This window comes from Elioraea sp. Yellowstone (genome assembly GCF_006704265.1).
Taxonomy (GTDB): Bacteria; Pseudomonadota; Alphaproteobacteria; order Acetobacterales; family Acetobacteraceae; genus Elioraea.
This window is the reverse complement of the sequence record NZ_VIKA01000121.1, coordinates 1-9,621: the sequence shown is the minus strand read 5'-3', so window position 1 is coordinate 9,621 and position 9,621 is coordinate 1. Positions and strand designations below refer to the sequence as shown.

Here is a 9,621-nt window from a genome sequence, read left to right as displayed (position 1 = left end):
GCGCAGCCCTGGCACATCATGTCCATCGGACTGCGCGAATGGGCACATGGGTTCTGATCAGCGGGAATTGGTATCATGAGACCTGTGCGCGGGAGGTCTTGCGTCGACGCGACGCAGTTTGATTCGATGCCGTGATTTGGTTGAGGAGGTGGGGATGGCACGGCGTCGGATTGGTCAGGAGGATCTTCTGGCGCGGTCGGAGCCGCGCGCGGCCGCGTCGCTGTCGCAGCTTGCCGGGCTGATCGACTGGTCGGCGATCGACCGCCATCTGGTCGGCATCTCGGCGGCTGCGAAGGGCGAGCCCGGCTGGCCGCCCTTGGCGCTGTTCCGGGCGTTGTTGCTGGCGACCTGGCACGACCTGTCGGATGTGAAGCTGGCCGAGGCGCTGGACGACCGCGCGAGTTTCCGCCGCTTCTGCGGCTTCGCGGCGCACGAGCCCACACCTGAGCGCACCGCGTTCGTGCGCTTCCGCCGCGAACTGGTCGCCCGCGGGCTGGATCGGGTGCTGTTTGATGCCGTGACCCGCCAACTGGAGGCGAAGGGCGTGATGGTGCGGACAGGCACGCTGGTTGATGCGACGCTGATCCCGTCTGCCAGCATCCCCCACGACGGCGAGGCCAGGTGGGCCGGGCACCGGCGCCGCAAGCCGACACACGGCTACAAGGCGCACGTGGCGACCGACCAGGCCGCCGTGCTGATCCGCGGCGTCAAGGTCACCACCGCGAATGTGCATGATGCCGACCAGATGGAGGCGGTACTGCCGTCGGAGCCCGGTGACGTCTACGGCGATAGTGCCTTTGCCGGTCGCTCGGCCGAGCGCGTCATCATCGCGCGTGGTGGCACACCGCAGGTCGTGCACACCGGCACCTGGGGCAGGCCGGAGGCGCTGGCACGGCTCAAGGCGCACAACGACCAAGTGCAGCGCATCCGGTGCCGGATCGAGAAGGTGTTCGGCACCTGGAAGCGCTGTTACGGCCTGCGGCGGATGCGTTGGATCGGCCTCGCCAAGGCGGGCCTGCAGGTCCGGCTCGCCGCGATCGCCTACAACCTGCGCCGAACCGCCACACTCATCAGCGCCGCTGCCTGACGCAGGAGCAGTCTGCCCGCGGTGTTGCCGGCGCCCCTGAATGCAGCGCAATCACCCGGATCGCAGCCAAACCCGCCCACCCATCCTCACCATCAGCGCGGACGTCGACGCCTACACCACTCCCGCGCACAGGTCTCATCATACCGGCAAGGCAAAGGCTTGACCTTTGGGCTGCCGGTGTGGCGCGCGCGGCTGGTGGCGCGGCCGCGCGCGAAACCGAGGGAAGATGCCCGGCCAGCGAGGGTTGATCCAGTCTCGGCTGGGTATCAGGCGGCGCCGTCGATGTCGAGCGCGTAGCCGGCCGCGCGCACGGTGCGCACCACATCGACCTCGCCCGGCCCGTTCAGGCTCTTGCGCAGGCGGCGGATGTGCACGTCGACGGTGCGCGGCTCGACATGGATGTCCGGCCCCCAGACCGCATCCAGCAGCTCCTCCCGCGAGAACACGCGGCCGGGATGCTGCATGAAGAACTCGAGCAGGCGGAACTCGGTCGGGCCGAGATGCACCCCCCGCCCGCCGCGGCTGACGCGGTGCGCCGCGAGATCCATGGTGATGTCATGGTACTTCAGCGTGCCCTTCGCCGGTGGCGTGCCGGAGCGGCGCAGCAGCGCACGGATGCGCGCGAGCAGCAGATCGATCGAGAAGGGTTTGGTGATGTAGTCGTCCGCGCCCGTATTCAGGCCGCGCACGCTGTCGGCCTCCTCGGTACGGGCCGTCACCATGATGATCGGCAGGTCGCGCGTGCCGGGGCGGCGGCGGATCTGGCGACACACCTCGATCCCCGACATCGCGGGCAGCATCCAGTCGAGCAGCACGAGATCGGGCCTGGCCTCGGCGATCTTGGTGATCGCCTCCTGACCGTCCGCCGCCTCGTCGACGCGGAAGCCCTGGCGCTCGAGATTGTAGCGCAGCATCGTCACCAGCGGCGCCTCGTCCTCGACGATCAGGATCAGCGGCTTCAGCATTCGCGGCATTCCCCTCCGGCAGGCGCCACCGCCGTCACGGGCCCGCAGGGGGCTCGACGATCGCGAAGGCCGACTCGTCGCCCTTCGGTCGATCCGCTTCCGCCTCCTCGCCCAGAACGATGAAGCGGATCGTCTCCGCCACGTTGGTGGCGTGGTCGCCGATCCGCTCGATGTTCTTCGCCACGAACAGCAGGTGCGCGCAGGGCGTGATGTTGCGCGGATCCTCCATCATGTAGGTCAGCAGGCTGCGGAAGACGGCGTTGTATGCCTCGTCCACCTGCTCGTCGCGCTGCCATACCGAATGCGCCTTCGCGGCGTCGTTCGTGCCCAGCGCATCGAGCGTGTCCTTCAGCATCTCCTGCACGATCCGGCTCATGCGCTGGATCGAGCCGACGCCGACAACGGACGGAAGCTGCGAGAGCACCATCACGCGCTTGGCGATGTTCGCCGCGTAGTCGCCCACCCGCTCGAGATCGAGTGCGATCCGGATCGCACCAACGATCATGCGCAGGTCGTTCGCCATCGGCTGACGGAGTGCGAGCAGCCGCACCGCCTGGTCCTCGACCGACCGGTGCAGTGCGTCAACTTCCGCGTCGCGATGCACGACCTCGGAGGCGAGGGCCGCATCGCGCCGCGTGAGCGCGTTGATCGCCTCGGCGAGCGCATTCTCGACGATGCCGCCGATGCGCAGCAGCGTGTCGCGCAGGCGTGTGAGCTGCTCGTCGTAGGATTTGACGATATGGTCTGCCATGGCTCGCGTCCCCGCCCAGGTCAGCCGAAGCGGCCGGTGATGTAGTCCTGCGTCCGTGCCACCTTGGGCTTCGTGAACATCACCTCCGTCTCGCCGTACTCGATCAGCCGGCCGAGATACATGAAGGCGGTGTTGTCCGAGACGCGCGCGGCCTGCTGCATGTTGTGCGTCACGATCACAATGGTGAACTGGCCGCGCAGCTCGTCCATCAGTTCCTCGATCTTGGCGGTCGCGATGGGATCGAGGGCCGAGCAGGGCTCGTCCATCAGCAGCACCTCGGGGCTGCCGGCGATCGCGCGCGCGATGCAGAGGCGCTGCTGCTGCCCGCCGGAGAGGCCGAGGGCGTTCTCGTTCAGCCTGTCCTTCACCTCCTCCCAAAGCGCGGCGCCGCGCAGCGACCGCTCGACCGTCTCCTGGATCAGCACCTTGTCGCGGATCCCGTCGACGCGCAGGGGATAGGCGACGTTCTCGAAGATCGACATCGGGAAGGGATTGGGCTTCTGGAACACCATGCCCATGCGCTTGCGGATCGCGATCACATCCGCGGCAGGAGCGTAGATATCCTGCCCCTCGATGGCGATCCTGCCCTCGATGCGGATGCCGTCGATCAGGTCGTTCATGCGGTTCAGGCAGCGCAAGAGCGTGGACTTGCCGCAGCCGGAGGGGCCGATCAGCGCCGTCACCAGGCCCGCCTCGATCGACATGCCCACGTCGAACAATGCCTGCTTCGTCCCATACCACAGGCTGAAGTCGCGGATCTCCACCGCCGTTCCACGGCCGCCCTCGCGCACGTGATAGCTGGTCGGATCGAACCCGTCCGTCGCGGGCCTATCCTTCAGCGCTGCCTCCGCCATCGCTCGCTCTCCGTCCTTGCCGTCTCAGAATTGGCTGCCCGCGAACTTCCTCTTCAGTCTGGTGCGCACGATGATCGCGGTCAGGTTCATCGCGAAGATCAGCGCGATCAGGAGCAGCGTGGTGACGAACACCATCGGCTTTCCGGCCTCAGAGTTCCGGCTCTGGAAGCCTACGTCGTAGATGTGGAAACCGAGGTGCATGAAGCTCCGTTCGAGATGGATGAAGGGGAAGAAGCCATCGATCGGCAGTTCCGGCGCGAGCTTCACCACGCCCACCAGCATCAGGGGGGCGACCTCTCCGGCGCCGCGCGCCATCGCCAGGATGATCCCGGTCATGATTCCGGGCAGTGCGCGCGGCAGCACGATGTTGCGGATCGTCTGCCATTTCGACGCACCGCAGGCGAGGCTGCCTTCGCGCATGCTGCGCGGCACGGCGGCGAGTGCCTCCTCGGTCGCGACAATCACCACCGGCACGGTGAGCAGGGCCAGGGTGAGCGACGCCCAGAGCAGACCACCCGTGCCGAAGGTGGGGCTGGGGAGGCGTTCCGGATAGAAGAGCTGGTCGATCGAGCCGCCGACGATGTAGGCGAAGAACCCCAGGCCGAACACGCCGTAGACGATCGAGGGCACGCCGGCGAGATTGTTTACCGAGATCCGCACGATCGAGACGAGCCGCCCCTGCCGGGCGTACTCGCGCAGATAGAGCGCCGTGATCACCCCGAAGGGTGTCACGGCGATGACGAGCAGCAGCGTCATGGCCACCGTGCCGAAGATCGCCGGCATGATGCCGCCCTCGGTATTGGCCTCGCGCGGTTCGTCGGTCAGGAATTCGGCCCAGCGCGAGAGATAGACATCGAGCTTGCCGAGAAGCGTGAGTTGGTTCGCCGCGTGGTAGCGGACCAGCGTGCCGAGCGGCTGGACCTTCTCGCGGCCGTTGACGTCAATCAGCGTGACCGTCTCGGCCTCGTGCTGCGCCTTCAGCGCCTGGGCGCGCGCCGCCAGTGCCTCGTACTGCGCCTGATAGTGGGACTCGCGTTCGGCGAAGCGGGCACGGGCGGCCTCGGCCGCCGGTCCGCCATCCGGATGCTCGAGCAGGGCGCGCCGCAGCCGCAGCCGCTCCTGCTCGAGGTGGTGGTTCACGGTGCCGATTTCGCCCTTCTCGATGCGGCGGATCTCATGCCAGCGGGCGCGCGCCGTCCGCCACGCCTCGGCAAGCGCGGGAGAGGTCGGATCGTCCACCCTGACCGTTTCGCCGCCGCGCGTGAAGGCCGCGATGCGCCCGACGAAGACTCCCCATTCCAGCCGCTCGACCAGAACGAGGTCCATCGGGCGCGATCGGTCGACCACCTCGAAATCGGCCGCCCAGCGGAAATCCTCGCCGTAGAGATCGTAGTTGCCGACACGGTACAGCGTGCGGTCCGCGAATCCGCCATTGGCTGCGATCTCGGCGCGCTTCTCGGCCGGCAGTGCGGCAAGCACCTGGTCGCCGACACGGAATCGGGCCGACCGGGTCGGCAGGCCAGCAATGACGCTGTCGTCGGTCAGCCGCACAACCTCGATCGGCTTGGGCCAGAAGGTCACGACGCCGTTCCAGAACACGAGCACGAGGAAACCCAGGATCATCACGATGCCGAGCGCCAGCGCGCCGCCGAGGCACCACAGCCACGGCTCGCCCTGGGCCGAGAGATCGGCAAGGCGGACCCGCCCCGCCGCAGCCCGCTGTGGCATCACGCCCTGTCGGCTGCCGACGCCAGGTGGCGCCGTTTCCGAAGTGACAGCGTCCATCGCCATCAGCCCCTCCGCCTCGCTAGAGACTCGCCGCGCGCCGCCGGAACTGCTGCCGCACCACCTCGGCCAGTGTGTTCACGACGAAGGTCATGACGAAAAGGGTCAAGGCGGCAAGGAACAGCACGCGATAGAGCGTGCCGTTGCGCACGGCCTCGGGCAGTTCGACGGCGATATTGGCCGAGAGCGCCCGCAGGCCGTTGAAGATGTTCCAGTCCATGATCGGCGTATTGCCCGCCGCCATCACGACGATCATCGTCTCGCCCACGGCGCGGCCCATGCCGATCATCACGGCGGCGAACACGCCGGAGGTCGCTGTCGGCAGGATCACGCGCGTGGCCGTCTGCCAGGGCGTGGCGCCGCAGGCGAGCGAGGCGCCCCGCAGGTGCTCCGGCACCGCGTTCAGCGCGTCCTCGGCGATCGTGTAGATGATCGGGATCACGGCAAAGCCCATCGCGAAGCCGACCACCAGCGTGTTGCGCTGCACATAGGTGCCGACGACGCCGCCCCGCGGATCGTAGCCAAGCCCCGTCAGCAGCGACGCCGCGAACAGGGCGAGCAGCAGGGCCGCGACGAGCGTCGCGATCCAGCGCCCGAGCGCGACCAGACCGGCCGTGAGTCGTCCCGTCGCGCCGACCGCGTCCTCGAGGCGGTCGGACAGCACCCGACTGGACATCCATACCACCACAGCCAGCATCAGCGGCATCAGGAGCAGCGTCGTGAAACCCATCGGCCCGCCGATCGTGCCGGCAAGCCACGCCTTGATGTCGCCCGCGAAGACCAGTCGCTCAAGCAGCCCACCGGTCCAGAGGCAGAGCTGGAAGGCAATCAGCAGGAAGACGAACATCAGGGCAAATTTCGGCAGTCCGCCGAAGCGCAGCGCGACGTGGCGCGGCAGGAACTGCCACGCATAGGCGGCGCCGAGCAGGCTGAGCGGCAGGGCGATGAACACCATCAGCACGGCGCTGACCCAGTCCTCGACGATCGGGGCGAGGATCAGCGCGGCGATGAAGCCCAGCACGACCGATGGCAGCGAAGCCATCATCTCCATCGCAGGCTTCACCACCGAGCGGACGCGATGGTGCACGAACTCAGAGGTGTAGATCGCCGCCATCAGCGCGATCGGTACCGCGAACAGAAGGGCGTAGACCGTGGCCTTGATCGTGCCGAAGATCAGAGGCACCAAGCTGAGCTTCGGTTCGAAGCTGTCCGATCCGGAGCTTGACTGCCAGGTGAAGGACGGCTCGGGATAGCCTTCGTACCAGACACGCCCGAACAAGGTGGCCAGCGTCGTCTCGGGATGCGGCGCCGAAATCCACCACGCGGTTGCCTCCCCCTGCGCGGTCAGGGCGATCACGCCATCCTCGCGCGGCGCCATCACGAGTCCAGAATATCCGGATGCCGCATCGACTGTCTTCTGCAGCTTGAGCAGGGTCCGCGACGAGGTCGAATGGCGCACCCAGACCCCGCCCGAAGCGTCGGCGGTGACGAACATCTTGCTGCGCGGACTCGCGCTGACATACCCGATCGGCGCACCCTGGTTCTCGAGCCGGTGCGCGCGCACCAGCTCGAAGCCGTCGCTGCCGCGGGCGTTGCGCCGTTCGAGCAGGAAGAAGACATCCGTCGTGCCACGCGAACCGGTGACGACCAGAGACTGTTCACCGACGAGATAATAGAGCCCCGTCAGCATCTCGCCGTCCGAGAGCACTGCCGCCCGCTCCACCATCCGTGGGTTGCGGAAGTCCCGGCTGTCATAGCGGAACACCGTGCCGTCCTCGGTGCCGACCAGCACGGTGTCCGCCGTCTCTGTCAGCAGCACCGCCTTGGCCCGCACGCCCTCCGGAAGCGCCGGCAGCTCGGCGTTGGCGACGGTGGTGCGCATCTGCCGCGTCATTAGGTTGAGGCGGCTCTCGGCGCGCGAGAGGCGGACCTTCCCGTTGGCATCCACCGTCACGAAGGACCGGACGGGGCGTTCCGCCGTGCCGCCCACGCGGTAGTCGGCGGCAATGATGGCGGCGCCGTCCGGCGTGACGCGCACCGGCTCGTCAAGCTGCAGCCGCAAGCCGATGATGCGTACCTGATTGCCCGGGATGCGCGAGTAGACGAGCCGTCCATCCGTCCGGTCCCGCTCGTCGAGCTGGCGTGCACCCTCCGGCACCCTGTCTGCATCCGCAATCTCGGCGGTGACGCTGACGGTGCCGAAGCGCACCGTACCGTCGGCGAACCCGATCAGCAGGTTGTCGCGCCGAATCGTGCGGCCGAAGGCGGAGACCGGAGACGGACCCAGATCGAGCTTCTGCCCGGCCAGCGGCGTGCCGGTGGGCGCGTGCGCGACGGTGACCGTGCCATCCTCGAGCAGCGCGAACGCGATGGTGCGGTACTCGTCGACATTCAGGATCAGCGTTCGCCGCCCGTCGGTCCGGAGCGGGTAGCTGCGCTCGGATTCGAGCGCAGCGCCGGTGAACAGCGGCACGGTCACCTGGGCGAGGAACAGCATGATGCCGAAGACGGCAACGATCACGAGCAGCCCGCCGACCGTGATCGACCAGTCGGCCAGCCGGTCGATGATCAGGACCGATCGACGGGTGACCCTGTTCTGGCGGCGCGGCACCCTGCCGGTTTCAGGTGGGGCAGCGGAGGCGACGGCAGGGTCGGCGGACACGACAGGCTCCGGCAGGAGGGACTAAACGGAGGGGCCCGGGCGGCGGGGCGAGCCGCCCGGGCCTCAGGCCGATGGAGAGATCAACTGCCAGACGGCGTGATCCCCATGCTCTTCAGATCCTCATCCGCGATCGCGCGGGTGACGGGATAATAGCCGTCCTTCACCGTCGCCTCCTGGCCCTGGCGACTGTAGACGAAGCGGATGAACTCACGGCGCAGGGGGTCGAGCGGCTGGTTCGGATTCACGTTCACGTAGATGTAGAGGAACCGCGCCAGAGGATAGTCGCCCGCATAGGCGTTGTCGGGCGTTGCCTCGTAGCATGGCTCGCCCGGGCGGGCAGCCAGCGGCACGGCGCGCACATCGGCGGTCTTGTAGCCGATGCCCGAGTAGCCGATGGCGAACTTGTCCGACGCGACCCCCTGGACCACGGTCGAAGACCCCGGCTGCTCCTTCACCGCATCGGCGAAGTCGCCGCGGAAGAGCGCCACCTCCTTGAAGTAGCCGTAGGTGCCGGAGGCCGAATTGCGGCCATAGAGGCTGATCGGCTTGTCGGCCCATTCGCCGGTCAGGCCGAGCTGACCCCAGCGCGTGATGGGTTCGGGATGCCCGCCGCGGCGGGTCTTGGAGAAGATCGCATCCACCTGCTGCATGGTGAGGCACTGGAGCGGGTTGTCCTTGTGGACATAGACCGCAAGAGAGTCGACCGCCCCACGGATGGCCGCCGGCGGATAGCCGTAGCGCTTCTGGAACTCGTCGCGCTCGCGCTGGTTCATCTCGCGGCTCATCGGCCCGAACTGCGACGTGCCGGCGATCAGGGCGGGCGGCGCGGTGGAGCTGCCCTTGCCCTCGATCTCGATGCGTACGTTCGGATAGACGGCCTGGAACCCCTCGGCCCAGAGCGTCATCAGGTTGTTGAGCGTGTCGGAACCGATCGACTTCAGGCTGCCCGAGATGCCGCTGACCGGCTGATAGACCGGGAGCGCCGGGTCGATCTGGACGGCCTGGGCGAACGCCTCGGTGGCGAGCGCGAACGCTGCCACGCCAGCGAGCAGAAACCTTTTCACGGTGAGATCCTCCATCCCCGTTCGCGATGCGGATGACTCGAGGGCGTTCAGGACCGATGCACCCCCGGCACCAGCCCGACCGTATCGGGGCACCGAGACTCCTCGATTGCAGTATCGTGAAGCTTCGATGACAACCGACCAGTGACAGAGGTTCGGATGATGATGCCGGGTTGTCGATGCCAAGCGCGCGCCGAGCGCGGCCTGATCCCGGTCGGAATGGTCGGAGCGGCGGGATTCGAACCCACGACCCCCAGTCCCCCAGACTGATGCGCTACCAGGCTGCGCTACGCTCCGACCAGGACCGTCACATCGCGCGCGCGCCGGGCGAAGTCAACCGCTGCGACGCGCGCCGCCCGGGCGTGCCAGCAGGTCGCGGATCGCGCGCAGCTCCGCCAGCGCCTCGGCAAGCGCAGCCTCGAGCGCGGCCAGCCGCCGGGCCATGCGCGCCTCGCT

The 9,621-nt window shown here is 67.8% G+C and carries 7 protein-coding genes and 1 tRNA gene; 1 reads left to right on the top strand and 7 read right to left on the bottom strand.

Annotation, left to right across the window (positions count from 1 at the left end; all coding sequences use genetic code 11):
• Nucleotides 1-154: 154 nt before the first annotated feature.
• Nucleotides 155-1,087 carry an IS5 family transposase gene (locus tag FK498_RS14485; RefSeq protein ID WP_141855724.1) on the top strand — a complete coding sequence of 311 codons (933 nt, stop codon included), beginning with the start codon at nucleotides 155-157 and terminating at the stop codon, nucleotides 1,085-1,087.
• 266 nt (nucleotides 1,088-1,353) lie between these two features.
• Here the strand turns inward: FK498_RS14485 and phoB are convergent, their stop codons facing one another.
• The 7 genes from phoB to FK498_RS14450 form a co-directional block, all read right to left on the bottom strand.
• Nucleotides 1,354-2,061: a phosphate regulon transcriptional regulator PhoB gene (phoB, locus tag FK498_RS14480; RefSeq protein ID WP_141855722.1), complete on the bottom strand. Its 708-nt coding sequence runs from the start codon at nucleotides 2,059-2,061 to the stop codon at nucleotides 1,354-1,356.
• Between the two features lie 25 nt (nucleotides 2,062-2,086).
• Nucleotides 2,087-2,803 carry a phosphate signaling complex protein PhoU gene (phoU, locus tag FK498_RS14475; protein WP_141855720.1) on the bottom strand — a complete coding sequence of 239 codons (717 nt, stop codon included), beginning with the start codon at nucleotides 2,801-2,803 and terminating at the stop codon, nucleotides 2,087-2,089.
• Between the two features lie 20 nt (nucleotides 2,804-2,823).
• A complete protein-coding gene (pstB, locus tag FK498_RS14470; RefSeq protein WP_141855718.1) occupies nucleotides 2,824-3,657 on the bottom strand; it encodes a phosphate ABC transporter ATP-binding protein PstB in 834 nt (277 codons plus the stop codon).
• A 24-nt stretch (nucleotides 3,658-3,681) separates the two neighbouring features.
• Nucleotides 3,682-5,385 (bottom strand): phosphate ABC transporter permease PstA, encoded by a 1,704-nt coding sequence (gene pstA, locus FK498_RS14465; RefSeq protein ID WP_141855716.1) that lies wholly within the window; start codon nucleotides 5,383-5,385, stop codon nucleotides 3,682-3,684.
• A gap of 79 nt (nucleotides 5,386-5,464) precedes the next feature.
• A complete protein-coding gene (locus FK498_RS14460; protein ID WP_202614868.1) occupies nucleotides 5,465-8,104 on the bottom strand; it encodes an ABC transporter permease subunit in 2,640 nt (879 codons plus the stop codon).
• Nucleotides 8,105-8,184: 80 nt separating this feature from the next.
• On the bottom strand, nucleotides 8,185-9,168 hold the full coding sequence (locus FK498_RS14455) for a PstS family phosphate ABC transporter substrate-binding protein (protein ID WP_161988428.1): 984 nt from the start codon (nucleotides 9,166-9,168) through the stop codon (nucleotides 8,185-8,187).
• A gap of 217 nt (nucleotides 9,169-9,385) precedes the next feature.
• Nucleotides 9,386-9,462: transfer RNA gene (locus tag FK498_RS14450), tRNA-Pro, on the bottom strand.
• Nucleotides 9,463-9,621: the final 159 nt, after the last annotated feature.

Bases quoted from the DNA above. Each gene is read 5' to 3' on its own strand.
- FK498_RS14485 (WP_141855724.1), top strand. From the start codon at position 155: ATGGCACGGCGTCGGATTGGTCAGGAGGATCTTCTGGCGCGGTCGGAG.
- phoB (WP_141855722.1), bottom strand. From the start codon at position 2,061: ATGCCGCGAATGCTGAAGCCGCTGATCCTGATCGTCGAGGACGAGGCG.
- phoU (WP_141855720.1), bottom strand. From the start codon at position 2,803: ATGGCAGACCATATCGTCAAATCCTACGACGAGCAGCTCACACGCCTG.
- pstB (WP_141855718.1), bottom strand. From the start codon at position 3,657: ATGGCGGAGGCAGCGCTGAAGGATAGGCCCGCGACGGACGGGTTCGAT.
- pstA (WP_141855716.1), bottom strand. From the start codon at position 5,385: ATGCCACAGCGGGCTGCGGCGGGGCGGGTCCGCCTTGCCGATCTCTCG.